Source organism: Empedobacter sp. UBA5036 (genome assembly GCF_002415215.1).
Lineage (GTDB): Bacteria > Bacteroidota > Bacteroidia > Flavobacteriales > Weeksellaceae > Empedobacter > Empedobacter falsenii_B.
On sequence record NZ_DICC01000068.1, the window covers coordinates 26360 to 52597 of the forward strand.

The following is a 26238-nucleotide window of genomic DNA, read 5'->3' on the forward strand; positions in this document are numbered from 1 at the left end:
TTACTTATCTAAAAAAGTATCTATTATAATTGAAAAAATAATACACATTACAATAGAGAAGGTAAATTCTATAAGAAAAACTGAATATAAAAAAGGTTGCTTATTACAATTATAAAAAAGTCCAATAAACATATTGTTTATCGGACTTTTTATTGGAAGTTAGTTAGGGGAACAACTCAATTTATTTGAATTGTTTTTAATGTCCGTGATCGCCAGAATTACTTAATTTAGCATTAACGAAAAAGGCTCCTTTTACAACAATCTGTGCAGTTGGATCAATTTCATTTACGGTTGTAATAGCTGTGTAACCCATATCTGAAGAACCTTTTACAACCTCGATTTTTTCAAAGTTTATCGATGTTTCATTTTTATGTTCTTTGTTCTTTTCGTTCGGATCTTTACTTTCTTCATCTGTATGCTCTTCTACTTTTTTGTTTGTTTTGACAAAGATGTAAAATTTACCATCCGCTTCTACAATTGCATCATTGGGAACAGCAGGTGTAGAGGAATTACTTAAGCTTACGGCTCCTGTAATATTCATTCCATTTATCAATCCAGATTTATTTCCTCGTACTTTGCTATGTACTGCAATGGTTTTACTTTCATTTTCGAAAGAAGAACCAATGCTGTAAACGACTGCTTCGTAACTGTTTCCTGGATTATTTGTTAATTCAAATTGAATAACTTGACCAACTTTCATTTTAGGTAAATCTTTCTCGAAAACTTGTAAATCTAAGTGAATAGAACTGTTATCAATGATTTCAGCGACAGGAGACGAGACATCTACATAACTCCCTATTTGCGCAATAATTTTACTTACTGTTCCACTAATTGGTGCTGTAATTACCATTCCATTTTTCAAATTTGCATTGCTTACTTTAGAAGGATTAATTCCCATCATTTGCAGTTGACGAGACAAAGATGCTTTTTGAGAACGTAATGTTTTCAATTCAGCAGAAGAGTTCTGAAGATTCTTTTTTGCACCAGCATCGTTATCAAACAATTCTTTTTGTCGTCTAAATTCTTGCTCTGCATAGGTAATTCGACTCAAAACAGTTAAATATTGCTCTTGTGTTAGAATAAATTCTGGATTTGAAATTGTCGCAATTACTTGTCCTTTTTTGACATATGAACCTTCCTGAATGGGTAAGGTTTGTATTACTCCACCAAACATGGATGCAACACTTGCCATATTGCTATTCGGAACGTTTAAAATTCCATTTGCTTTAATCATAGCTGTTAACTCCTTTACTTCAATTGTTCCCAGTTTTACACCAACAGCCTTCATTTGTTCTTCTGTTAGCGTAGCAATTGTTTGTGGAGCTTCTTCGTGCTCAGCTTCTTTTTCTTCTGTAGGTTGTGCCGTTTTTGTTTCTTTGGTACAATTACTTAGAAATAATATGGCTAACACGCTATAGATAATAATCTTTATTGTTTTCATTTTATTGATTGATGATAGAATTAATATTGACAACAGTTTGATTGACTTGTTGTATCGATTCAAGATATTTTAATTGAATATCCGTTGCGGTTTGCAATGCAAAAAGATATTCGACATACGAGATTTCACCAGTTTTGTAACCCAATTGAGCTGCTTTTACAATTTTTTCTGCATTTGGAATGGCTTGGTTTACATAATACTCATATTGTTCCCAATCTTGTTGATATTGATTAATTGAATTATCAAGTTGAATCGTTAACTGTTGTTTTTGAAAATTGGCTGTTTCTTGAATGGCTTGTTTATCATATTCCAAAGCTTTGATTTTTGCCTTTGTAGCACCAAACGTTAATGGAATTGCAACACCAAGGTTTACAGAAGTAAAACGATCAAGGCCATTGTAATACCTTTGTACTCCATTTTTTTCGTGCATTCCAATCATCGATAAACTGTTTACACCAAGTGAAAATTCTGGTAAACCTTCGGCTTTTACGACTTCTTTGTTTCGTTCTGTAATTTCCATCTGTTGGTAAAAAGCTTTGAGAGTAGGATTATTATCAATTGTAGAACCGTCTAAAATTCCACTCAATTTTAATGGAATATAATTTGTCTCTTTGGTAATTGTAAAATTCTCTTCGGTATTCAATAATACGTTTAGATTTTTGTACGCATTTGCTAAATACACTTTGTTTTGTTTCAGCAACAAATTGATTTCTCCTTGTTGTGTTTCTGCTGTATTAATTTCGATTTTCTTAATATCACCTGCATTAAATCGAACCGAAGCAATTCGAATAAATTCTAAATAAAGTTTATTTAATTGTTCGAGTTGATCATGGTTATATTCTAAATATTCGATCTGATAGAAATAGGTTCTCACTTGTTTCAACAATTCGTTTGTTGTCACTTCCTTTTGTATCTTCTTGCTATTCACTTCTGATTCTAAAACTGCCTTTCGATGTTTAAAAATCGTTGGAAATGGAATACTTTGAGAAATAGATAAACCATAATCAAATTTTGGACTCGCATATTGCCCAAGTTGCGCTTCCACATTTAATTTTGGTAATTCATTTGCGGCTCCTTTTAAAGCTTCACTTGATGAGATACTTCGTTCATCTGCTTTGATTAATGGATTATTTTCAATTGCAATTTGTTGTGCTTCTTGAATGTTAATTGAATGAGTTTGCCCTTGAATAGATTGTCCGATTAAAAACATTCCGATTACAAGAAATGGAAGTGTATTTTTTGAATTCAATTTTATTTTCGGAAGTTTTGAATTGAAAATTAAATATAACATTGGTAATACAAATAAGGTTAAAAAAGTAGCTGTGATTAATCCTCCAATGACAACTGTTGCTAAAGGTTTTTGAACCTCGGCACCTGCGCCTGTGGAAATTGCCATCGGTAAAAATCCTAAAGATGCAACTGTTGCTGTCATTAACACAGGTCGTAATCGAATATTGGTTCCTTCCATTATTCGTTTTAAAATATTTTTCTCTCCTTCTTTTTCTAATTGGTTGAATGTTCCAATTAAAACAATTCCATTTAAAACAGCTACTCCGAACAAAGCAATAAAACCAATTCCGGCACTAATGCTAAATGGCATATCGCGAATAATTAATGCAAAAATACCTCCGATTGCACTCATTGGAATTGCTGTGAAAATTAATGCAGCTTGTTTGAATGAATGAAATGTGAAATACAATAACATGAAAATTAATAATAAGGAGATTGGTACTGCGATCATCAAACGTTGACTAGCTGCTTGTAGATTTTCGAACTGTCCTCCATAGGTGAAATAATAACCAGAAGGCAATTTGATTTCATTGTCTAATTTTGTCTGAATATCTTTTACAACTGATTGTACATCACGATCTTTTACATTGAAACCAATTACAATTCTTCGTTTTCCTTCTTCGCGACTAATTTGTGAAGCACCTAATTTATAACTCACTTTTGCCACCTGAGAGATTGGAATTTGATTGCCAGAACTTGTAGGAATCATTAAATTGTTAATGTCATCAATGCTTTTTCGATGCGCACTATCCAATCGAACAACCAAATCAAAGCGTCGTTCATTCTCGAAAACTTGTCCAGCTGTTTTTCCTGCAAATGCTGTACTCAACATATCATTTACATCTTTGATATTTAATCCATAATTTGCCATTCGGATTCGGTCATATTCAACATTAATCTGAGGCAAACCACTTACGCGTTCCACTTGTGGCGCTGTAACACCTTCAACAGATTGAATTGCTTTTGAGGTTTTATCTGCATAATAAGAGAGAGAATCTAAATTTTCGCCAAAAATTTTGACAGCTACATCTTGTCGAATTCCTGTCATCAATTCATTAAAACGCATTTGGATTGGTTGATTTTTTTCAAAGAAAACACCAGGAATAACCTCTAGTTTTTCCATCATTTCATCACCTAATTCTTCATAAGAAATGTTACGTTTCCATTCGTCCTTTGGTTTTAGAACCACAATCATATCTGTTGCTTCAGGAGGCATAGGATCTGTAGGAACCTCAGCGGAACCTGTTTTACCAACGACCATTTTTACTTCATCAAATTCTTTTAAAATTCGAGAAGCTTGCATGGATGTTTCTAAACTTTGGGTTAAGGAACTTCCTTGTGGTAAAATACAGTGAAAAGCAAAATCACCTTCTTGTAATTGTGGAATAAATTCGCCACCCATATTTCTGAATTGAATAATTGATACTGCAAAAATTGCAACAGTAATACCAACTAACCAATATTTGATTCGGATTGCTTTTTCTAATAATGGTTCATAAACTTTATGGATTTTCACCATCATTTTATCTGAAAAAGAAGCTTTGAGAGTAGGCTTTTTTGATAAAAATAAAGCACTCATCATTGGGATGTACGTTAACGAAAGAATCAATGCGCCTAGAATTGCAAAGCCAACTGTTTTAGCCATTGGTGTAAACATTTTTCCTTCTACACCAACCAAAGTAAGAATAGGAATGTAGACAATAAGTATGATGATTTCCCCGAATGCGGCTGAATTTCTAATTTTTGAAGCTGAAAGAAAAACCTCTTCATCCATTTCTTTTTGGGTTAATCGATGCGTTGATTTTCTAAGCCCTAGATGATGTAAAGTCGCTTCTACAATAATAACTGCTCCATCGACTATCAATCCAAAATCAATAGCTCCTAAACTCATTAAATTCGCACTCACACCAAAAACATTCATCATTCCTAATGCAAATAATAAGGATAGAGGAATGGCAGATGCAACGATTAAACCAGCTCTTAGATTACCAAGAAAAATAACCAATACAAAAATGACAATTAATGCACCTTCGATCAGATTTTTTTCTACTGTTTTAATTGCACGATTTACTAAATTCGTTCGATCAAGGAAAGGCTCGATGACGATATCATCTGGTAACGATTTTTGAATTGTTGGTATTTTTTCTTTAATTAGATTAACTACTTCATTAGAATTCGCACCTTTTAACATCATCACAACACCACCAACAGCATCTACTTCACCATTGTAAGTCATTGCTCCGTATCGTATGGCATGTCCTAGTCTTACATCAGCTACATCTTTTATAAAAATAGGAACAGTTCCCGTCGCATTTTTTATAGGAATTAATTTTACATCATCTAAAGAAGTTACCATTCCAATTCCTCGAATAAAGTAAGCATTTGGCTTCTTATCGATGTAAGCTCCTCCAGTATTTTGATTATTTTTTTCTAAGGCATCAAAAATATCCGATACACTAATTCCCATTGCGCGCAATCTATTCGGATCTAAAGCAACTTCGTATTCCTTCAATTCTCCACCGAAACTATTGATCTCAGCAACACCAGGCGTTCCGTTTAATTGTCTACGAACAATCCAATCTTGCATTTCGCGCAATTGTTTTGAATTGTATTTTTTCTCACTTCCCTTTTTAGGATGTAAAATATATTGATAGACTTCTCCAAGACCAGTACTCACAGGTGATAATTCGGGAATGCCAACACCTTGCGGAATGTCTTCTTGTGCTTCTTTTAATTTTTCGTTGACTAATTGACGCGCAAAATAAATATCTACATCTTCTTTAAACACTACCGTAATCACAGATAAACCAAAACGAGAAATACTTCTTGTTTCTTCGATATCAGGAATATTCGCAATACTTTGCTCAATTGGAAAAGTGACCAATTGTTCTACTTCTTGACCAGCTAGAGTAGGGCTGACCGTAATAATTTGGACTTGATTGTTGGTAATATCGGGTACCGCATCTATTGGCAATTTTGTTGCGCTCCATACGCCCCAGATAATCCACAATACAGTCATAATTCCAATAACAATTTTGTTTTGGATACTAAATTTTATGATTTTATCTAACACAGATAATTTGATTAATTGTATTAACATTACCCACTTATTATCAAAATAAATGAGCACAGAAAAGTGTTGACTTCAATTTTATATCAATTGAAATCAATGTGTAGACGAAAAAAGAAATCGTCTCGTTAAGCAATATTTATTTTAGGAGGTTGCCAGATATCGGCATACAATTGGTTTTGAATTGTATTCTTTTTGAATTGTATTTTCTTGGAAGTATTTGGTTCAAAAACTTTAGGAGTTTTTAGTAATCGTGTAAATTTCATTGATGAAATTGTAATTTGACAACAATTACAAACGCACAAAGGACTACATTGATCTTTATGATCTGAATTATCTTTCTCACTATGCACCATAGAAACTTGCGTTCTATTAGTATTTGTGTCTTGACATGGCACAAATGATAGAACATTAACATATAATGCAATTATGAGAATTATAAATTTCATTGTTACAAATGTATAAACATTTTTTTGACTATAATAATTTTACGATGTTAAGATATATTGAAGTTAAGATTGAAAATTTCTATGCATTGATATTATGTGAAATGTAGTTTTATCTTGATACAGATATAAACTTAAAAGCTAGTCGATTCTCGAAATCTCTTTACTCATTAAAAATAAACGAATCAATTTTTATAATATAATTAATAACTATTTAATTTACATTCTATATAAAATAAATTGATTGATTGATAAAACAATTTGATTTTTAATTGATAAGACAAATTACTATATTTATGATATTTACAAAACAAAAATTATTAAACATAAAAAAATAGTATTCATGGAGAATCAAGGAGGTGATATTTCAAAATGCCCTTTCCACAATGGTACAATGTCAAAACCAGTGGCAGGAGAAGGAACACAAAATCAAGATTGGTGGCCAAATCAATTAAAAGTTGATATTTTACGTCAACATTCAAATAAATCGAACCCAATGGGGGAAGATTTTAATTACGCCGAAGAATTTAAAAAATTAGATTTAGAAGCTGTTAAAGCTGATTTAAAAGCTTTGATGACTGATTCTCAAGATTGGTGGCCAGCAGATTTTGGGCATTATGGTCCATTTTTCATTCGTATGGCGTGGCATAGTGCGGGTACATACCGTGTGCAAGATGGTCGTGGTGGAGCAGGTGAAGGACAGCAACGTTTTGCGCCGCTTAACTCATGGCCAGACAACGTTTCGTTGGACAAAGCGCGTCGTTTAATTTGGCCTATCAAACAAAAATATGGTAATAAAATTTCGTGGGCAGATTTAATTATCTTAACAGGAAATGTAGCATTAGAGTCGATGGGATTCAAAACGTTAGGTTTTGCTGGTGGTCGTGCTGATGTTTGGGAACCAAATATGGATGTTTATTGGGGTTCTGAAAAAATATGGTTAGAAGAGAGTGGTGGTGCAAATAGCCGTTATTCTGGTGATCGCGATTTAGAAAATCCGTTGGCTGCGGTACAAATGGGATTAATTTACGTGAATCCAGAAGGTCCAGATGGTAATCCAGATCCTTTGGCTTCGGCACGCGATATTCGTGATACGTTTGCGCGTATGGCAATGAATGATGAAGAAACATTGGCGTTGATTGCTGGTGGTCACACTTTCGGAAAAACGCATGGTGCGGCTTCGGCTGATCATGTTGGCCCAGATCCTGAAGCTTCTGATTTGGAAATGCAAGGTTTGGGTTGGAAAAACTCGTACGGAACAGGAAATGCAGGTGACACAATTACATCAGGTATTGAAGTAACTTGGACAAGTAAACCAACAGAATGGTCAAATTTATTTTTAAGTTATTTATTTGGTTTCGAATGGGAATTAACAAAATCTCCTGCAGGTGCTCATCAATGGGTAGCAAAAGATGTAGGCGAAATTATTCCACATGCGCATGATGCTTCAAAAAAATTAAGACCAACGATGTTGACTTCGGATATTGCGTTACGTATGGATCCAGCTTACGAAAAAATTGGACGTCGTTTCTTGCAACATCCAGAAGAATTTGAAGATGCTTTCCGTAAGGCATGGTTCAAGTTGACACACCGTGATATGGGACCACTTTCTCGTTATTTAGGTGCAGATGTTCCGAAAGAAGTGTTCACTTGGCAAGATCCAATTCCAGCTGTTACACATGAATTAATTGATGAGGTTGATATCGCTGATTTGAAATCTAAAATTTTAGCTTCAGGATTATCTGTTTCAGAATTAGTTTCTACAGCTTGGGCTTCGGCTTCGTCTTTCCGTGGATCGGATAAACGTGGAGGAGCGAATGGTGCGCGTATTCGTTTGGAACCAATGAAAAATTGGGAAGCAAATAATCCAATTCAATTGAATAAAGTGTTAACAGCTTTAGAAAATATTCAACAAGAATTTAATTCAGCGAATTCTTCAAAACAAGTTTCGATTGCCGATTTAATTGTATTAGGAGGAAATGCAGCGATTGAAAAAGCAGCAAAAGATGCTGGGAAAACAATTACAGTTCCGTTTGCAGCAGGTCGTGGAGATGCAACGCAAGAGGAAACAGAAGTTGAATCTGTAGCATACTTAGAAACAATTGCAGATGGGGTTAAAAACTACCGCAAAAATACAAGAAGATCTGTTTCGACAGAAGAATTGGTGATTGATAAAGCACAATTGTTAACCTTGACTGCACCAGAATTAACTGTTTTAGTTGGTGGAATGCGTGCGATGAATGCGAATTATGATGGTTCTAAACATGGTATTTTCACCGATCGTCCAGGTCAATTGACAAACGATTTCTTTGTGAATTTATTGGATATGGGTACCGTTTGGAAAGCGACAGATGAAACGAAAGAAATCTATATGGGATCTAATCGTAAAACTGGCGCACCAAAATGGACAGGAACTCGTGCGGACTTAGTATTCGGTTCAAATTCTGAATTACGTGCCGTAGCAGAAGTTTATGCACAAGCAGATGCGCAAGATAAATTTGTGAATGATTTCGTGGCAGCTTGGAACAAAGTGATGAATGCAGATCGTTTTGACTTAAAATAAATATATCATTAAATAAAAAAATGAGCGTCCATTGTGACGCTCATTTTTTTTATTTTTGCTTTACGCTTTACGCTTTACGCTTTACGCTTTACGCTTTACGCTTTACGCTTTACGCTTTACGCTTTGCTTAGAATGGATATCCAATCGCGATGTTCAAGATCAAGTTGTCTTTTCGCCATGCTTTGTCTCCAAAATCTATTTTATCAAAAGTCCAGCGATCATTCTTTTCGTAATAAGGCACTCGAAGTGGAGTTGCTAAATCTAATCTTAAAATTAAAATATTAAAATCAAGACGTAATCCTAAACCTGCTCCAACTGCTATTTCGCTCATAAAATCTTTTGAGAATTTGGAACCTGGACGTGTTTCATCTTCGTTAATTAACCAAATGTTTCCTGCATCCACAAATAACGCAAGGTTAAGAAAACTGAATAATTTTTGTCTAAATTCTGCATTTAGTTCTAATTTAATATCACCTGATTGATCAAAAAAGAAATTCGAATTTTGATTACGTGGATCATAACTTCCTGGCCCTAATGTTCGGGCTCTAAATGCACGAATACTGTTACTTCCTCCTACAAAAAATTGTTTGGAATAGGGAACAAATTCAGAGTTTCCGTACGGATAGGCTATTCCGCCAATGAATCGTGTGGCTATTGATGATTTTTCCGAGAATTTATGGTAAAAACGGAAGTCATGTTCCATTTTTGCATATTGACTAAATGGTATTTTGAAAATTTCTTTTTCCTTGTCTTTTTTCGCATTCGCACCTGTTATTAATCCTGTTAAATTTCCAGCCAAATCAACTAAACCTCGGTAATAGAATGTGCTTTTTCGAGGTAACATTGTTGTGGTATACGTATACGAATACTGTGGTCCAAAAATTAATTGTTTGTCGACAACGCGTTTCAAACTTGGGTTGATGATATTTCCAATTGAATCGTAGATTTTGCTGTTGTATTCATCTGTCACTTTTTCTGGAAAGACTAAAGTTGCACTAAAAATCTTTAAATTATGTTCTTTTTGCGCATTCTCTTTCCAAACGTAACCAAAAGAAGTATTGAAATTGTGAAGCGTATATAATCTCGATCTGTTTTGATATTCGTAACCAATCTCAATATTGGTTCTCGGTACAAACGCACTTGATGAATGAAATTTGAAAGGCGCTACAATTCTCGGAATAGAAAGTTGCGTATTAAAACCAGCTCTAAAAATATTATTTGCATCTTTTTGTCCGCCCAATTGCATATCAAATGCACCATATAACGCCATTTTAAGCTGTTCTGCACCTTTGAAAATGTTTCGATGTGTCCAATTTAAATTTAACTCACCACCACCATAATTCGCCGAGTTTGTTCGTCCTAAAACTTCTAATCTCAACGACTGAAATTCGCGTGGTGTTAAGGTATAATACACATCAAATTTATGGTTAACCGAATCAGAAATCACGAAATCATTTTTCACAAATTTGAATACCCCCAAATTAATTAATCGATTAAGGGTTAAATTATGATCTGCTCGGTTGTAAATCTCTCCCGTTTTAAAATATAACGCACGATCAAAAACTTTTGGTTTGAAACTATTTTTTGGATCAACCATGTAAAAACCATTTTGCTCGTATTTTGCTAAGGAATCATTGTTCATCGGCATTTTATAGATACCTTTTCGTGCGTCTCGAATGTTATAATCTGGGAAAACAATTACTTTGTCAATACTATATTGTTGTTTTGCTTGTTCTGGCGTTTTGTCTTTTAACTTGACAAATAGTTCGACATCTTGCTTATTCGTAACCGTACTATCCGCTTGCACAATGATGTTATCAGGATGAAAATAATAATAACCATTTTCTTTCAGACGCGCATCTATTCGTTCTCGTTCAGCTTTGATTACATCCAAATCGAAAGGTTGTTTATCTTTCAGTAACGTATTTGCTTGCGTTTTTTTAATTTCCTTGTTGACCGCCAAAGTGGTATCTTTTGGGAAATTAACTTGGTTGATGTAATAACGTTTGCGCGGTTGCAAGACATAATGCACTTCCGCTTTTTTGTTTTTACTTATTGTATCACCCTGTGCTTTGGCATTGAAATATCCTTTGTTTTCAGAATAATTAACTAAAATATCTTTATTGAATTCGATGTCGACATCACCCAATAAAACAGGTTTCTGTCCCACTTTATATTTCAACCAATATTTCAATCCTTTTTGCTTTTTAGGTTCGCTCGTGATGTTGTAAATGTACAAACGAGGACGAAGTCCAAAAAAACTTGAATTAGGTTTTGGAATGATATTTTTTTCGAGATTATCTTTTAATTCAGCTTTGTCGGTTTTGCTTAACGAATCGCCTTCTATTGTTAATTTAGAGCCCGTGTAAAGCATTTCACCTTCTTTCAGAAAACGTGTATTGCTACAAGAAGAAATACCTAAAATAGAAATTGAACAAGTTATAAATTTGATATAGGTTAAAACTGATTTTTTCATGGTTTCACTTCTTGATTTTGTGTTTTTCTATTTGCTCTGTTCGCTCTATTTTTTCTTCTTTTCTCGAAAATTTCTTTGAATTTATCGTAATCTAATGTGATGATAAATCCAACGCCTGTTTCTACAATTTGTCCTTGTAATGCGACTTGGTATTCATCTTTTCGATAAGCTCTCAACATGTATCGACCATCACGCGATAAACTATAATCAATTGTAATATCACCCGCAATATTAGTCATGTTTTCATTTTCTCGCGCATCACCATCTAAACCAAAATTACTTCCAACCGAAACTTTCAATCGGTCGTTTAACAAACGTTTGCTCACGGCAACATTCAGGTCTGTTCGTGTATTTTTAGATCCCGAAGAATAATCGTCTTGTGTATCTAATCCCAAATCGATATCAATTCCTTGGATTAAATCATCCGCCAAATTATTCAATTGTTGCGACAAAATATTACTCACACTTTGTAGCGCCATTGTTTCTGCAGAAACACTTGTTTTACTTTCGAATGGATTTTCGCCAATAAAACGATTCAATAATAACAAGGCAAATACTTGCTTGTTCATTTCGGCTTCATCATTTTTCAACTGATCCAATTTCGATTGTGTATTTTCGATTACCGCAGTTGCAATGGAAGGATTGTCTTTATCCATTGAAATATTGAATTTAATATCAGGCTTTAATAGTTCACCTTTTAAAATTAATTCAGTATTGAACGGAATTCGTTGTTTGTACATGTTCATTTCTGCTGATGAATAACCTGAAATTTGTTGTTCGATTAAATCAATGGGAGCAGCTTTTGTTTTGTAAATCGCCGTAATGTCTAAATTGGCTGTAGTTGGCTCACCAGTCCATGTAATGGTACTTCCTTTCTGAATATCAAAACGACGTTTTAACAAGCTTACCGAAAGTTCGTACGCACCTTTTTCTACTTGATAAACGCCAACCAACGTCATTTTTCCTGAAGGATCCATTCCGCCTGTTAATTCTGCTTCACCTTGTATTTCAACAAAATCTCCGTTTGCTTTGTCGATGATAATAGATGTTTTAGCTTCTTTACTAATTTCAATATTGACACTTACATCTAACCCTTTTATTTTAGATTCGGCTATTAATTCATCTGTTTTAATCGTTTCTTGAAGCGCCACTTGATCTTGATCGATAAATTCGACAATTCCTTCGCGCTCTTGTAAAGAAGGTGAAGATTGTGGTAAAACAAATGTGAAATTCGTATCATCAGTCACGGTTAAGCTTCCGTTTACTTTCGGTAAATCTAAGTCACCTTTTATCGTTAAGTTTGCATTAACAGCTAACTTTCCGTACATGATGGCGTCGTTCGATTTTTCTGAATTTACCACATTGAAATCTCGTGCATTTGCTGTTAAATTGAAAGCGAAGTCACGATACGTTTCGGTTAAAATTTCTCCTCTTATCGTTAATGAATTACCATCGTTGTCATTAATTTTGAATCGATTGAACTCAATTCCTTCGTTCGTGAAATCAATCACGTCATCAATTTTTCTGAAATTACTTCCTGTTTCAGCAATCGTTAAACCTACTTGATTAAATTTGACTTGACCTAAAATGCTCGGCTTATCCATTGTTCCAGCGATTTTTAGATTTCCAGAAATATAACCTTCTGTGTCTTTGATTTGATTCATTGTAAATCCTTGCACCGATTTCATTTCTAATCGATTGATATCTAAAGCTAAATCAAACGCACTTTCTTTGGTGTTATAATCTCCAAAAATCTTCATGTTGTTGCTGTTTCCATCTAAGGTAATGTCAGCGTTAATCATGGTTGGAGAAGTGTTTTTTACTTTTGCTATAATATTTCCAATAGGATTTCCAAAAGCTTTTAAATCTGAAACGGTCAAATCAGCATTGAAGGTCATTTCTTTGTTTAAATCTCTAATTTGAGCTGTTCCATTGATTGTTCCTTCGGCAGGTAAATCCTCTTTTTTAATGATTTCTGCAATGGTTTCAATTTTGAAATATTTAATGGTAATATTCAGTGGACTTGTTCCTTTTTCCGATTCAGATTGCAATAAAATTTGACTTCCATTGTTCATCAAACTGAAATTATTCGCCACAATTCCATCTTTTCTTAACTGAATTAAATTTCCTTCGCCAACTTGCCATTGATCGTAGTTTAAAACCAATCCATTCGGATTTAGACTAATTTCCGTGATATCATTCAACGTTTTTAGATTTCCAGCCAGCAAAAATTGCGTTACATCTTTCACATCCTTTGTCGAAACGTTATAATTGATCACATTATTTGTAATATCACCATTCAAATCAATTTTTTGTAATTGAAAACTTTCGCTTTTTAACGCATCCACATTCAACGAATACAACAAGGCTTCATTTTGGTTGGATAATTTTATCAATCCATTGTTAATCGTATTTGTTCCGTACGTTAAATTTGGGATTTTTCCATCCACATTAATCTGTTTTGAATCTGTATTATAAGTTGCATCAAATGTTATGGTTTCGAAGTTTTTCAAATCTGGAACAAATCTTCGAATCAACTCATCATCTTTAATTTTTGCATTCAAAGTAAAGAATTGATGAGGTTCTATTTTTTCGTCTTTATTTGGTTTCTGAAATTCATAATATTGGTTAATTGTTGAAGTTAGCGAACCAAAAATTTGTGTCAATTTAAATTTTCCTTTCATATCCAAATCGGCCAATTGTGAAGTCAAACTAATTTGATTCGAATCAGCAGTTGAAGTCGCAATCAAGCTCACTTCTTGCATTGGAAAAACATCTTTTGTATTGGATAATGCAAAGTTTTTCAGGTACAAAGAACCATTTAAATAATCTGGATTTAAATCAGCAAAATTGGCATCAATTTCTCCTGCAACAATCATTGATTCATTGTAAAAACCAAGCTTTTGAACATCTAATTTGACAATATTTCCGTTCAATTTTACATCTGATAAATCCTTTTTGTACACACCAGAAGCAGTTAAATTAAGATTCGCATTTGGATCTTTTGAGAAAACATGCGCATCAAACGCACCACGATTCACTTTTGCGTCGAGCGCAATATTTTGATAAGTATATTTATTGTAATAAGCGGATGAAACGGTTCCTGAAAGTTTTGTAACCATTTTTTCAGGGTTGAAACTTGTTCCAACAGCGTTAATTTTTCCAGTTATTTTACCTAAATCTTTGTTGCTAATAAGCGTTCCAATATCCAAATTTTGTAGATCTGCTTTGACATTATATTTTTCTGCATCCTTTTTTTGCATGTCCACAATTGCATCAATTTTCGCATTTCCCAACGTAGAATTTATTGCCAATTGTGTATTGATAATTTCGGTTGTTCCTTTTGCATTTCCTTTGACAGAAAGCTTTGAAGGAATTCTAATGTTATTTGGAATAGTTTTTTTCGGAACTAAATTATAAATCGTTTTTGATGATGTCGAGAAGTTTTTGATGTTTAAATCATAAAATAAATTCTTCGGATTCATCGCATTTTTCACTCTTCCAGAAGCCGAAAGTTGCAAATCGTCTAAACCAGAAACTTGGAGATTGTTAATCAATAAATCGTTTACTTTTCCTTTTACATTGGTGTTAACACTCAGAATGGCGTTTGGATATTTGTCGAAAGGCGTCGTATTTCTAAGCGTTGGAGCAAGATTTAAAATATCTGCAAAACCAATTTTTGAGTTTTTGATATTCGCATTAACCAAAACATTTTCTGGATGAGAAGTTAACTCATTAATCGTATTGTAGTGCAAAATAACTTCGTCACGAAGAACAGTTTTTGGTGTTTGTAAATAGAGGTTTTTCAGATACGCTTGTGTGTTTGCGTACAAGAAATTTGTTGTCAATTTCTGAATATTCAATCCTCTTGATTCTTTTATTTCAGCACTTTTTACTTGTCCAGCAAATGTGTTATTTTTCATTTCGAAATCGCGCAAATCAAGATTTAATTTAGAAAAATCCAAATGATTAAAATCCATTCCTTGTGCAGTTCGACGTTCAGCTGTATTGTTGTATTTTACTTTTACATTTTCTAATTTCGTTTCATTCAAAACCAAATTCATTGGTGATGAAGAAGTAGATGAGGTTGAAGTAGAACTGTTCGAAGAAAGGTATAAATTCGCTTCAATATCTGCGTCTTTCAATAAAATATTTTCGATATCGAAAATAGAATTGTCAAGATCAAGTTTATTGACTTTCGTTTCGAATTCGTTTAAGTTAATTTTGGCAAAAGTCTTAGAGTTTTCATCACCATAATTGACTTTTATATCATTCAAATTAATTTTGTTTAATGCAATTTGAAGAGGGTTTTGCTTAGATTTTGGATCAATTTTATCAACATTATTTTCTTTGATTTTATTAACCATTTTTTGATCAAAATCAACCAACAAACCATTCACTAAAATATCATCAACCGCATAAGAATTTTGTTGTAAATCAAGTTTTTTAACACGCGTTTTGAAATCTTTGAATTTGACTTTAGCAAACATTCCAGAAATATCATCACCATAATCTACTTCAAAATTGGTTAAATTAATTCCGTTCAATTCAATTTTCATTGGCTTTTGATCATTCAAAGAATCTACTTTTTCTTCTACTTTTTTCGCAACTTCTTTTACAATATCTTGTTTCAATTTTAGTTTTAAACCATCCAAATTGATATCGCCAATTCCATACGAATTTTGCTCTAAATCGAATTTTTTGACACGCGTATCAAATGAATTTAGATAAACTTTGATGTTATTTGCCGCTTGCTGATCATTGAAGGAAACATTAATATCATTCAGTTTTATTTTATCTAACGAAATGATAAATGGCTTTGAAGGACTTTCGTCTTTTTCGTCTGTTGCAAAAGCATTGATAATATAATTGAAATTGAATTTTCCATCTGGTTTACGAATAACATTCGCGTGAACACCATTTAAATCAATAGATTTTATATCGGCTTTACTTTTGGTCAATTGCCAAATATCTAAACCAACGTCAAATTTTTTGACCGATAAAAGTGTGTCGACATCTTGTCCTTGTAAAAAAAGATTTTCCATGACCAAACTGTTTGGAAAATCGATATAAATACGATCTAATTGAACTTTTGTATGTATTTTATTTTCGAGGTAATTAACTAATTTATTTTTTACAAAATTTTGTACAGCAGGAAACTGTAAACTAAAAATTGCAATGGTCAGCAATAAAATTATTGATAAAAGCGTAAGAGAGAAATATTTGAGTATTTTTTTTGTATTGAATTCCAATTGGTTAGATTTTATTCGTTTTAGTTGGATTCAAGATACAAATTTCCTACAAGGATAATACCAGAAATGTACTTTTTCATACATCGTTTTACCATTTTTGGAAACAATCACAACTCCATTAAAAGGAAATGAATGTTTTGAACGGATAATTTTTTCGAAGTCATGTTTTAATTTCGCGTTTTTTTGCGCAAAAATTGGTTGACAAATAAGGCAAATTAATCCTAAAGTCAAGATTTTTAGAAGAGTTTTCATTTTTGTGTTTTGGCTAATGTAAAAGTAAAATATTATCTGTTTTGAAATTGATAATATTTTAAAATTCTCTTAAAACTTTTTAATTTTCATTGGTAAAACCAATATTCTTTTATTAAATTTGAGTCAAACAATTGAAGCTATGAGAAGAATTTTTTTTGAAAAAGATAGCCACAAAGACTACTTATTTGTTATAATTGATCACGAAAGAGAATTGGATCAAATTTATAAAGTAGATAATTTTACTGACGAAACTGGACGTGAATATGTGTACACCTTGATTGGAGAACGCAAAAAACTGAATGCAGATTTGTTGAAACCACATGTTGTTGCGCTAGAGAATGGGAGTTACACGAATTACAATGGAGAGGGAATTGTAACAGATTGTCATGCGTGTTTAGAAAGTATTGTGGATAATAGAGGATTGAATCGAGAACAGGAAATATTTGTTTATGTTCGAAATAAATAGAAATTACAAAAGGCTTTGAAATTTTACTCAAAGCCTTTTTTTATGAGATTTCAATTTGATTGAAAATTAATTTTTGAACGACTTCATCCAAATGTTCTTTGTGTTTTGCGACATAATCATTGGCAACGTCCAATAATGTTTTAATGTTGCTGTTGGAAACATTTCCTAAATCCAATGCAGATTCTGGAATTTCAGGATTAAATCGATAATAATTTTGTTGATATTTTGGCTTCAATAAAGCGAACATGCTTCTCATTTCCTGATCGACCATATCAACGCCAGTCGAAATAAAAATGTCTACCAAAGGATCTACCCATTTAGATTTTGAAATTCCTGTTAAATGTTCGTGTTTATAAGATTTTGCACGCGAACCATTTCCGAGAGAAATGATAATAAATTCTTGTAAAGGAGCTGTTCCATTATACTTTAATTCATCTTTGAAGTATTTATTAAAATTTATTTTTTGCGTTTCGATAAAGCCAACAAAAGTTGGATTGTTTGCAAAAACACCACCATCAATACAACTAAATTCTTGATCAGCGAATGATTTTATTTTTGCAGGTTCAAAATAAGTTGGCGCAGCTGATGAAGCACGGCAAATATCTTTTACATAGAAATTTCGGAAAGGAGAGATTCCATCAATCGAATTGAAAATTTTTGGTTTTTGATGCTCAGTATCATAAGATACTATCGCGGAAGGACGAATCAAATCTTTTAACTCTGTATCTCCAAAAACGATTTTTAATTGCTCTTCCAATACAAGCGTTGGTAAATTATCTTTTAGCACACTCAACGGATTATTGAGAATTGTCCAGAATGTTTTTGAGAAAATATTTTTTCCTTCTCCCAAATAAATATTCAACGCATCTGTAATCGAGTGTTTTGCTTTTTTAGGATTATCTTCCGAAGGCGATAACAACAAAGAAGCGATTAAAGCACCAGTACTTGTACCTGCAATAAAATCGACATAATCGCCTATTTTAGCATTTTCGTCATGAATTTCCTTTAATTTATCTTCGATGTATTTTAAAATGACACACGATATAATTCCTCTAATTCCTCCGCCATCCAAAGAAAGTAAGACAATTTTTTTCTCTTTAAATTCCATTTTTGATGTTCTATTGTTTAAAGTTAAATTTTTCCTTTCAAATATTCTTTATTTTTACACTTGATAATTTGTTTCAAAATGACTAAAAGACTTTTTCCAACATACGATATCTGTAACCTGAATACCGAAAAAAATAGCAATGAGTTGTTTTCCATCGATCGTTTTAGAGGTTATGTTGATAGTAATCCACATTTACAGGAAGTTCACAGTCATAATTATTACCATTTGGTCTATTTTACAGAAGGTAGTGGCGAGCATTTGATCGATTTTGAGAAATTTGAGGCAAAATCTGGAACAATGTATTTTATGAAACCAGGGCAAGTGCATCAATGGTATTTTAAGGAAGAATATGATGGATTTGTCGTGAATTTCTTTGATAATTTTTTCGATTGGATTGGAATTAATTCTTCCATTTTACAGAAATTTAGATTTTTACAATCTATTTTGGTGAAAGATCATGTGGTTGAAATTTCGCCAGATGTACAAGAAAAAATTTCAAGTTATTTTGAAGAAATGATAAATGAAAATCAAGAAAATAATCAATTCTCGAATTTAAAAATTGGTTTCCATTTGATGAATTTATTCATTGATATTGAACGTAGTTTGGAAGCTGTAAATGTCAAAAAAAATGATTATCAATCGGTGTTGTTGCGTAATTTTCAGTCACTTATTGAACAAAATTTCAAGATCAAAAAATTACCAAAAGAGTATGCCGAATTGTTGTACATCACACCCAATCATTTGAATGCACTTTGCAAAGATGTGTTAGCTACTTCGGCAGGTGAATTAATAAGAAGTCGCATTGTTTTAGAAGCAAAACGTTTGTTGGTAAATAAAGAAATTTCGGTCACAGAAATTGCGTATTTACTCAATTTTCAGGATGCTTCTTATTTTGTGAAATTCTTCAAAAAATACACTGAGTTTACGCCCGAACAATTCAGAAAACAATATTATTCGTAGTTACTTTAAATTGTATTTTACTGGAATATTAAAACTAACTTTTACAGGATTTCCGTCTACTAAAGCAGGTTTTATTTTGGTTGCACTTTCTTCTTGTTCACGATTTATTTTGTATAAAATATGTGTCGAAATTCTTGCTAAAGTTTCATTTCCTTGGGAAGTTACATTTGTGAAGTTTCCGTTTTCATCAATCACAAAAAATAATTTTGCGAAATAATCTCCTGAACCTTTTAAGATTTTATCCAATTTTATATTCGCTAATCGCTGTGAAACATCTTCTGTTAGTTTGTTTTCAAAACACCCCGAATAATTGTCTGTAGAATCTTCGCAGCTCGGATAAATAGCTAATTGAGAGACATTTTTTGTGTTATGTATTTCTTGCGCATATAAACTATTTGCAAAGCATAATGTGATAAAATAAATTAAAATTCTCATACTAGGTAGTTTAGGGGGGGAGGTCTATGTTTTTATGAATTAATGATTTATATCAATCCGTAAATATTACCATAAATACCATAAATAGTGCCAAAGTTTAGCGTAGATGTAGCGGTAAATTTGCATAGATATTAAGTAAATGGTATGAGTGATGTAAAGCATGATACAACGCAACTTGGGTTCGAAAAAGAGAATGAGCAATTCAGAACAGAGGTCGCAACAATGGATAAAAAAGGAACTCGAAAATGGGTGTATGCGAAGAAACCTTCTGGGAGATACACTAATTATCGTACAATTGTTTCTTCGGTTCTATTGCTTTTATTAGTTGGGTTACCCTTTATAAAATTAACAAATGGAAATCCTATTTTTAAATTTGATGTGTTCAATACGAATTTCATTCTTTTTGGTTATCCATTTTTTACAACAGATTTTTTCTTACTTGCTTTCGGGATGATTGTAAGTGTGGTTTTTATTATATTATTTACGACTGTTTATGGACGATTGTTTTGTGGATGGTTATGTCCGCAAACAATTTTTATGGAAAGTGTTTTTCGTAAAATTGAGTATTGGATAGAAGGTGATAGAAGCAAACAAATTCGTTTGGATAAACAAGATTGGAACGAAGAAAAAATTTTGAAAAGAGGAGGAAAGTGGACGATATTTTACATTATTTCGTTTTTCTTTTCGAATATATTTTTGGCATATATCATCGGAATGGATGAATTGATCAAAGTAATTACCGAAGGTCCATCAGAGCATGGAGGTTTATTATTGGGAACATTTATTTTTAGTATTTTTTTCTATTTTGTTTTCGCTTGGTTTCGTGAGCAAGTTTGTACGTTGGTTTGTCCTTACGGGAGATTTCAAGGTGTTTTGATTGACAAAAAAACGATTCAAGTTTCGTATGATTTTAAACGTGGTGAAAGCACAAATGGACGTTCAAAATTCAGAAAAGGTGAAGATCGTGTTGCTGCAGGAAAAGGAGATTGTATCGATTGTGGTCAATGTGTGGCGGTTTGTCCTACGGGAATCGATATCAGAAATGGTTCTCAGTTAGAATGTATCAATTGTACAGCTTGTATGGATGCTTGCGATGATATTATGACGAAGATTAATTTGCCAACAGGATTAATAAAATATGCTTCCGAAGAAAATATTGAACAAGGAAAATCATTCAAAATAACTGCAAGATTAGTCACGTTTACGTTAGTTTTGGTTGCGATGATTTCTGCTATGACGATTTTTATGTCGAATAGAAGTGATGTCGAGGTAAAATTTTTACAAGTTCCAGGAAAAGATTATGTTGTAGAAGGCGATTATATTATCAATACGATGCAATATAGTTTGATGAATAAAACGAATGAAACGTACAAATTAGTTGTAAATGTGAATGGTTTCAAAGGTGGAAAAACCGTATTGCTAGTAGAACCTGATAAATATATAAAGATAGACGAAGGCGAATTGAAGCAAGGTTTAATTGATATTAAAATTCCGAAAAGCGAGCTAAAATCGTATAAAGTACCAGTTAGTTTGGAATTGAAAGATTTGAATGGAAAAACCATCGATCATTATACGATTAGTTTTATGGCGCCTTTTTAGTTAAATAAGACACTATCTAAAATTTTGTGTAAATAGATTTCAGATGGGTTTGACTATTTTATAGTTGAACCCTTTTTTCAAAAATAGTTAAAAATTGATTTAAAATTATCCCCCAATTATGAATAGGTTGTGTCCACTTTTTAGAAATTTGCATTAAGGATAGATAAACCGACTTTTTCAGCGCGTCGTCCGTTGGGAATACCATCTTATTTTTGGTGTATTTACGCACTTTTCCGTTCAAATTTTCGATAAGATTGGTGGTGTAAATAATTTTTCTGATTTCAATGGGAAAGTCAAAAAATACAGTCAATTCGTCCCAGTTATTTCTCCAAGATTGTATCGCGTAAGGATATTTTTGATTCCATTTTTCGGCGAATCGGTCTAATTCATGAGCTGCCATTTCTCTATTTGTCGCATTATAAATCAATTTCATATCTGAGGTAAACTCTTTTTTATCTTTCCAAACCACATATCGAGCCGAGTTTCTAATTTGATGAACTACACAAATTTGTGTGTTCGCTTGAGGGAAAATATTGGTGATTGCCTGAGTAAATCCGTTCAAATTATCGGTTACAGTAATCAAAATATCTTCAACTCCACGAACTTTCAAATCAGTCATCACACCTTGCCAAAAAGCAGCAGATTCGTTCTCTCCAAGCCACATGCCAAGGATTTCTTTGTGACCTTTACGATTTAAACCAACGGCTAAATAAATCGTTTTATTGATTACTTTTCCACCTTGACGTACTTTGAATACAATACCATCCATCCAAACAATGCAATAAATCGATTCAAGAGGACGATTTTGCCAATCCAATACTTGACTATTCACTTTATCAGTAATGATGGAGATCGCTGATGTAGAGAGTTTGTAGCCATATAATTCGTAAAGTTCCTGCTCAATATCCGAAACACTCAGACCTTTTGCGTAAAGCGAAATCACCATGTTTTCAACGGAAACGGATTTGGATTGATGTTTTGGAACGATAATGGGCTCGAAACTACCTTCACGATCCCGAGGAACCTCTATTGTCGTTTCTCCATATTCACTTTTTAAACGTTTTGAAGTAGTGCCATTTCGCGCGTTTGGATTGTCACTTTTCTCATTTTTGGAATAGTCTAAATGGGCTTCAAGCTCCCCATGAAGCATGGCTTCTAATAAGTCTGAATGTAATTCTTTTAATAATTTACTTAGTGATCCCCTCTAAATGACCTTGATCTTGGATCAATTGTGCTACAGATTTTTTCATAATAAACTGTGTTTTATAAATTTAATAAAATAAATAAGGTGAGTTACTAAAAACCACCTTATTTTATATTTACACAGTTTTTGGGATACTGCCTTAAATTAACAAAAAACGTCTTACATTATGTAAGACGTTTTTTGTTTATTCTAATTATTCTTATCGAGATTATTTCTTTCTCAATACTTCGTTTTCAAATTTGACACCATTCCAACCGTTCTTCATAAATTGACGAATGTTGTTGTGGTCTGTTCCTTCTGGCGTATCTAAAACCGCTTGATAATGTTCTGCAAATAATTTTAAGGTATCATCTTCCGAAAAATTATTCAATTTTGCGAACGCAAAAACTTTTGCACTTCCTTGATTTTGATCGACAACATTTTCCTGATTTCCATTTACAAATGCAGAAGCTGTATAAGTATAATTTTCTTCGATATGTGCGATAACATCAGCAAAATTTGCTTCGTTTTGGTTTAATTTTTCTAAAATCATTTTATCTTTTTGTCAAAAATAAGAACTTATTTCGAATACAATAAATCATTAAGTATGTTAAATTTTTTATGTCATCAAATTGTTAACGTATGTTTAACAACTTTCTGTCTATTAATTAATTAGATTTATAATTATTAACAAAATAAAAATAAATTTTATGTTCGAAAGAAGGCAATTTAATTATGAAACGTCAAGTGTTGCGCTAAGCGAGCTTGCCAAAAAAGGATATCAAGAAGATTTTAATTTATTAGAAAGTGATTTGATTGATCATCCGCATGATTTTAAGATTATTTACATCTATCGTTACGAAGGAAATTCGAGTCCCGAAGATGAATCGAGTGTTTATGGAATCGAAAAAATATCGACTGGAGAAAAAGGTGTTTTAGTTGCAGGTAATTTAGGATTTGTACAAACTAATTTAGCATCGATACTTATCCAATTAGAAATTGAGGGCAGAGTTAGAATTCTGAACAACTAAAAACAAAAGCATGAATCAACTACTAAATATTACCATTAAAATATAAAAAAGCGTTACCAAGATTATTGATAACGATTTTTTTATGTTTTCGAATAAATTTTAAATCTCTAAAAGAAGTTAATCGTTTTCTATTTTTAGTAATTGTCTATATTCAGAAAAACGATGCTCGCGAATATGTCTTATAAAAGGTTCTGTTTTGAAATATAAAACTAAACATGGAGAAATATTTTTATATTTTTCTACAAACTCAAACGAAACTAATTCGCCATTATTTATTCGTTGTTTTATTTTGTTGTGATAAGGATACATTTTCCTTTTTATAAACTATTACTTCGCTTTTCTACACAAAACCTTGAACGGAATAGAAAAAGCACTGTTATATTTTGATTTTAAACGACGAATATCTCTCGAAGCTGATGCTCTTGTGAAATAATCTCCAACCAAAACACGATAATCTGGCGAGAAATAAGCAGTCTGAGCCGATAAATGTGGATAAGAATTAGAAAATTCATTTCTTACTTTCTCCGCATCTTTTCTATCTTTTGAATAATAAATCTGAATTTTGAAACCACTTACTTGTGGCGTTCCCGCACAAGGATCATTAGATTGTATAACTGGTTTTTTCTCTGTCGGTTTCTTTACAGTAGTGGTATAACTACAAACAGCATCTTCTTTTGCTTTTAATACATTATTTATTCTACTATCAATTTCCATATTCAATGTACCATTATTGATGATTTGAACAGTATCAATTTTATCTTGAGCAAAAACACAAGAAGAAAAAGTAATAAGGAATAAAAAGATAAATTTTTTCATAAGATGAAATTAATTTGTGCAAATATACTTTTTACAATTAAGTTATTAAATTTTATAGACTTTTATTTTCTTACAACGAATATTGTTCCAATTTTTTTATGAATACTAATTAATGATGATAAAACTATAAAATTGATTGGCAGATTCTAATAAAAAGAACTTTGATTATTTTTAAAATTATGTTAAATAGCAATTTTTCTTGTTCTAAATCTTTTCTATCAAATCAAATAGATAATATTTATACAGCGATATTTTTTAACAATTAATTTAGAAACGTTTTAAATTAAGCTCAATGACAAAGTTCAGTATGTAAACTTTATGATTTTATTAAGTATTGAAGCTATTTTTGCTGTTAGTTAAGTGTTCAAATAAAAACGAGTTAAAAGAAACAACGAACTGAGATTATTTAAGTAAATGAAGGCAAGATTTCTAAAAAGAATACGTTTATGGAGCTGCGCGATAATACTATCGACGTTCTCCCTAGCAAATGCCCAAGATGCAGGAAAAGGTTACGAATTATTCGAAGCCAACTGTACTGCATGTCACCAGATTGATGGTAAATTAATTGGGCCGGAATTACGTAATGTTGAGAAACGCGTACAAGAAGAAGCTGGACTTGGAAAAGAGTGGTTACACGCTTGGATTAAGGACAACAAAGCTTTGCGTGAATCAGGAGATGCGTATGCAAACAAAATTTATGCTGATTACAATAACACTGAAATGTTAGCTTTCCCTAACTTATCAGAAGGTGATATTGATAATATTTTAGCATATACAGCTGATCCTGATGCAGGAGTTAAGGCTTTTGAAGAAGCTAAAGCTGCGAAAAAGAAAGAAGCCGCTGCGAAAAAAGCTGCTGAGGCTGCACAAGGAGGTGGAGCTAATTCAGGAGTAATTGCAGTAGGTTTTGTTGTTTTAGCGGTATTATTATTGTGGATCTTGGTTCGCGTTAATGCATTAGTTAAAGCGACAGCTACAGAGGAATTAAATGCAGAAACTGAAAGAGTAGCTTTTTCTTTTGCTGAATTCTTTCAGAAATACCAAAAAGTTGGTGGTGTGTTAATCGCAGTATTAGCATTCTTTGCATTGTACAACGTGTATTGGGGATTAATGGGAATTGGTGTTGATAAAGGTTACGAGCCAGAACAACCAATTTATTTCTCTCACAAAGTTCACGCAGGTGTACAAGGTATCGACTGTCAGTACTGTCACAGTTCTGCTAAATACGGTAAAGTGTCTGGAATTCCTTCACCAAACGTATGTATGAACTGTCACAAAACAATCAAAGAATACAAAGGAGATTACTTCGAAGAAGAATTAATCACTTCTGGTAAATTCGCTGATGAGGAAGCAGTTAAGAATTTCTATACAGGAGAAATCCAAAAAATGTATAAAGCGATTGGATGGAATCCAGAAACGAACAAATACGATGGTCCACAAAAACCAATCGAATGGGTACGTATCCACAATATGCCAGATTTCGTATTCTTTAGCCACGCACAACACGTTGTAGCTGGAGAGAAAGCGATTAAGAAAGCAATTAAAGATGGAACTATTCCAAATGCTAAAGAATTGAACATTGGATCAGGAGACCAAGTTTGTTTCGCATGTCACGGACGTGTTGATGAAATGAACGAAGTAAAAATGGCGAATGATTTCACAATGGGATGGTGTATCGAGTGTCACAGAACTACTGAGGTAGATATGGACAACGAGTATAACAAAGAATATTACGCAGAACTACACGAAAAACTGAAAAAACAGTACGGTGACGCAACTAAGATTACAGTTGATGCTATCGGAGGTTTAGAGTGTGGTAAATGTCATTATTAATATAAAAAAGAGAGGAG

Annotated in this window: 17 protein-coding genes and 1 pseudogene; 6 read left to right on the forward strand and 12 right to left on the reverse strand. The window is 32.7% G+C overall.

The window, feature by feature from the left end:
- Positions 1–196: 196 nt before the first annotated feature.
- The 3 genes from B4J88_RS12880 to B4J88_RS15230 form a co-directional block, all read right to left on the reverse strand.
- Positions 197–1441: an efflux RND transporter periplasmic adaptor subunit gene (locus tag B4J88_RS12880; RefSeq protein WP_286474493.1), complete on the reverse strand. Its 1245-nt coding sequence runs from the start codon at positions 1439–1441 to the stop codon at positions 197–199.
- A 1-nt stretch (position 1442) separates the two neighbouring features.
- On the reverse strand, positions 1443–5804 hold the full coding sequence (locus B4J88_RS12885) for a CusA/CzcA family heavy metal efflux RND transporter (RefSeq protein ID WP_291067829.1): 4362 nt from the start codon (positions 5802–5804) through the stop codon (positions 1443–1445).
- 125 nt (positions 5805–5929) lie between these two features.
- A complete protein-coding gene (locus B4J88_RS15230; protein WP_280061562.1) occupies positions 5930–6250 on the reverse strand; it encodes a DUF6660 family protein in 321 nt (106 codons plus the stop codon).
- Positions 6251–6590: 340 nt separating this feature from the next.
- Between B4J88_RS15230 and katG the strand changes: the two genes are divergently transcribed.
- Positions 6591–8810 (forward strand): catalase/peroxidase HPI, encoded by a 2220-nt coding sequence (gene katG / locus B4J88_RS12890; RefSeq protein WP_291067797.1) that lies wholly within the window; start codon positions 6591–6593, stop codon positions 8808–8810.
- 127 nt (positions 8811–8937) lie between these two features.
- On the opposite strand, the gene B4J88_RS12895 is transcribed toward katG, so the two are convergent.
- The 3 genes from B4J88_RS12895 to B4J88_RS12905 form a co-directional block, all read right to left on the reverse strand.
- Positions 8938–11286: a BamA/TamA family outer membrane protein gene (locus tag B4J88_RS12895; protein ID WP_291067798.1), complete on the reverse strand. Its 2349-nt coding sequence runs from the start codon at positions 11284–11286 to the stop codon at positions 8938–8940.
- Positions 11283–16331, reverse strand: a complete 5049-nt coding sequence (locus B4J88_RS12900; protein ID WP_291067799.1) for a translocation/assembly module TamB domain-containing protein — start codon at positions 16329–16331, stop codon at positions 11283–11285. Before B4J88_RS12900 ends, B4J88_RS12895 begins: the two co-directional genes overlap by 4 nt.
- Positions 16332–16568: 237 nt before the next feature.
- Positions 16569–16790 carry a hypothetical protein gene (locus B4J88_RS12905; RefSeq protein WP_038336897.1) on the reverse strand — a complete coding sequence of 74 codons (222 nt, stop codon included), beginning with the start codon at positions 16788–16790 and terminating at the stop codon, positions 16569–16571.
- Positions 16791–16929: 139 nt separating this feature from the next.
- On the opposite strand from B4J88_RS12905, the gene B4J88_RS12910 reads away from it, so the two are divergent.
- The gene (locus tag B4J88_RS12910) at positions 16930–17256 is read left to right on the forward strand and encodes a hypothetical protein (protein ID WP_125349744.1); all 327 of its coding nucleotides are present in this window, start codon (positions 16930–16932) and stop codon (positions 17254–17256) included.
- Positions 17257–17296: 40 nt separating this feature from the next.
- Here B4J88_RS12910 and B4J88_RS12915 read toward each other — a convergent pair whose 3' ends face one another.
- A complete protein-coding gene (locus B4J88_RS12915) occupies positions 17297–18364 on the reverse strand; it encodes a patatin-like phospholipase family protein (protein ID WP_291067800.1) in 1068 nt (355 codons plus the stop codon).
- A 78-nt stretch (positions 18365–18442) separates the two neighbouring features.
- Between B4J88_RS12915 and B4J88_RS12920 the strand changes: the two genes are divergently transcribed.
- The gene (locus tag B4J88_RS12920) at positions 18443–19324 is read left to right on the forward strand and encodes an AraC family transcriptional regulator (RefSeq protein ID WP_291047045.1); all 882 of its coding nucleotides are present in this window, start codon (positions 18443–18445) and stop codon (positions 19322–19324) included.
- Here B4J88_RS12920 and B4J88_RS12925 read toward each other — a convergent pair whose 3' ends face one another.
- Positions 19325–19759, reverse strand: a complete 435-nt coding sequence (locus tag B4J88_RS12925; protein ID WP_291047044.1) for a hypothetical protein — start codon at positions 19757–19759, stop codon at positions 19325–19327.
- Between the two features lie 144 nt (positions 19760–19903).
- Here B4J88_RS12925 and ccoG point away from each other — a divergent pair, with 144 nt between their 5' ends.
- Entirely contained in the window at positions 19904–21358 is a 1455-nt protein-coding gene (gene ccoG, locus B4J88_RS12930) for a cytochrome c oxidase accessory protein CcoG (RefSeq protein WP_291067801.1), read from the forward strand.
- 58 nt (positions 21359–21416) lie between these two features.
- On the opposite strand, the pseudogene B4J88_RS12935 reads toward ccoG, so the two are convergent.
- Positions 21417–22553 (reverse strand): annotated as a pseudogene (locus tag B4J88_RS12935) (IS256 family transposase); the annotation flags it as partial.
- Between the two features lie 217 nt (positions 22554–22770).
- On the reverse strand, positions 22771–23094 hold the full coding sequence (locus B4J88_RS12940; RefSeq protein WP_291067802.1) for a HopJ type III effector protein: 324 nt from the start codon (positions 23092–23094) through the stop codon (positions 22771–22773).
- A gap of 157 nt (positions 23095–23251) precedes the next feature.
- On the opposite strand from B4J88_RS12940, the gene B4J88_RS12945 reads away from it, so the two are divergent.
- On the forward strand, positions 23252–23572 hold the full coding sequence (locus B4J88_RS12945) for a hypothetical protein (protein ID WP_291047041.1): 321 nt from the start codon (positions 23252–23254) through the stop codon (positions 23570–23572).
- Between the two features lie 117 nt (positions 23573–23689).
- Here B4J88_RS12945 and B4J88_RS12950 read toward each other — a convergent pair whose 3' ends face one another.
- Both B4J88_RS12950 and B4J88_RS12955 read right to left on the reverse strand, forming a co-directional pair.
- Positions 23690–23881 carry a hypothetical protein gene (locus B4J88_RS12950; RefSeq protein ID WP_291047040.1) on the reverse strand — a complete coding sequence of 64 codons (192 nt, stop codon included), beginning with the start codon at positions 23879–23881 and terminating at the stop codon, positions 23690–23692.
- Between the two features lie 18 nt (positions 23882–23899).
- Positions 23900–24388 (reverse strand): SPOR domain-containing protein, encoded by a 489-nt coding sequence (locus B4J88_RS12955; RefSeq protein WP_291047039.1) that lies wholly within the window; start codon positions 24386–24388, stop codon positions 23900–23902.
- A 414-nt stretch (positions 24389–24802) separates the two neighbouring features.
- Between B4J88_RS12955 and B4J88_RS12960 the strand changes: the two genes are divergently transcribed.
- Positions 24803–26221, forward strand: a complete 1419-nt coding sequence (locus B4J88_RS12960; protein WP_038336916.1) for a c-type cytochrome — start codon at positions 24803–24805, stop codon at positions 26219–26221.
- The last annotated feature ends 17 nt before the right edge of the window (positions 26222–26238 follow it).

Bases quoted from the DNA above. Each gene is read 5' to 3' on its own strand.
- B4J88_RS12895 (WP_291067798.1), bottom strand. From the start codon at position 11,286: ATGAAAAAATCAGTTTTAACCTATATCAAATTTATAACTTGTTCAATT.
- B4J88_RS12925 (WP_291047044.1), bottom strand. From the start codon at position 19,759: ATGAGAATTTTAATTTATTTTATCACATTATGCTTTGCAAATAGTTTA.
- B4J88_RS12900 (WP_291067799.1), bottom strand. From the start codon at position 16,331: ATGGAAAATCTTTTTTTACAAGGACAAGATGTCGACACACTTTTATCG.
- B4J88_RS15230 (WP_280061562.1), bottom strand. From the start codon at position 6,250: ATGAAATTTATAATTCTCATAATTGCATTATATGTTAATGTTCTATCA.
- B4J88_RS12905 (WP_038336897.1), bottom strand. From the start codon at position 16,790: ATGAAAACTCTTCTAAAAATCTTGACTTTAGGATTAATTTGCCTTATT.
- B4J88_RS12920 (WP_291047045.1), top strand. From the start codon at position 18,443: ATGACTAAAAGACTTTTTCCAACATACGATATCTGTAACCTGAATACC.
- B4J88_RS12915 (WP_291067800.1), bottom strand. From the start codon at position 18,364: ATGGAATTTAAAGAGAAAAAAATTGTCTTACTTTCTTTGGATGGCGGA.
- katG (WP_291067797.1), top strand. From the start codon at position 6,591: ATGGAGAATCAAGGAGGTGATATTTCAAAATGCCCTTTCCACAATGGT.
- B4J88_RS12910 (WP_125349744.1), top strand. From the start codon at position 16,930: ATGAGAAGAATTTTTTTTGAAAAAGATAGCCACAAAGACTACTTATTT.
- B4J88_RS12945 (WP_291047041.1), top strand. From the start codon at position 23,252: ATGTTCGAAAGAAGGCAATTTAATTATGAAACGTCAAGTGTTGCGCTA.
- B4J88_RS12950 (WP_291047040.1), bottom strand. From the start codon at position 23,881: ATGTATCCTTATCACAACAAAATAAAACAACGAATAAATAATGGCGAA.
- ccoG (WP_291067801.1), top strand. From the start codon at position 19,904: ATGAGTGATGTAAAGCATGATACAACGCAACTTGGGTTCGAAAAAGAG.
- B4J88_RS12940 (WP_291067802.1), bottom strand. From the start codon at position 23,094: ATGATTTTAGAAAAATTAAACCAAAACGAAGCAAATTTTGCTGATGTT.
- B4J88_RS12955 (WP_291047039.1), bottom strand. From the start codon at position 24,388: ATGAAAAAATTTATCTTTTTATTCCTTATTACTTTTTCTTCTTGTGTT.
- B4J88_RS12880 (WP_286474493.1), bottom strand. From the start codon at position 1,441: ATGAAAACAATAAAGATTATTATCTATAGCGTGTTAGCCATATTATTT.
- B4J88_RS12960 (WP_038336916.1), top strand. From the start codon at position 24,803: ATGAAGGCAAGATTTCTAAAAAGAATACGTTTATGGAGCTGCGCGATA.